At 64.3% G+C, this 269-nt stretch carries 1 protein-coding gene; it reads right to left on the reverse strand.

Translation table 11 applies throughout. The annotated features are described in order from the left end of the window. On the reverse strand, positions 1–269 hold a 269-nt coding region (locus SB816_RS32040; RefSeq protein WP_410548250.1), incomplete at both ends, for a (2Fe-2S) ferredoxin domain-containing protein.

The raw sequence follows: 269 nt of genomic DNA on the forward strand, positions 1-269 counted from the left end.
GGTGCGATTCGACGATCTCGTCGATGTCCGCCTGATCGACGTACGTGTACCAGGTGCCTTCCGGATACACGACCATCACCGGCCCCTCCTCGCAGCGGTCGAGGCAGCCGGCCTTGTTGATGCAAACCTTGCCGGGCCCCGCGAGGCCCAGTTCCTTCACGCGCTTTTTCGCGTATTCCTGCATGGTCTGCGCGTCGCATTGCGCGCAGCTCGGACGCTCGGCGCCCGGTTCGCGCTGGTTCAGGCAGAAGAAGACGTGGTGCTGGTAG

It is taken from the genome of Achromobacter sp. SIMBA_011, from assembly GCF_046535435.1.
GTDB classification, from domain to species: Bacteria; Pseudomonadota; Gammaproteobacteria; order Burkholderiales; family Burkholderiaceae_B; genus Achromobacter; species Achromobacter dolens.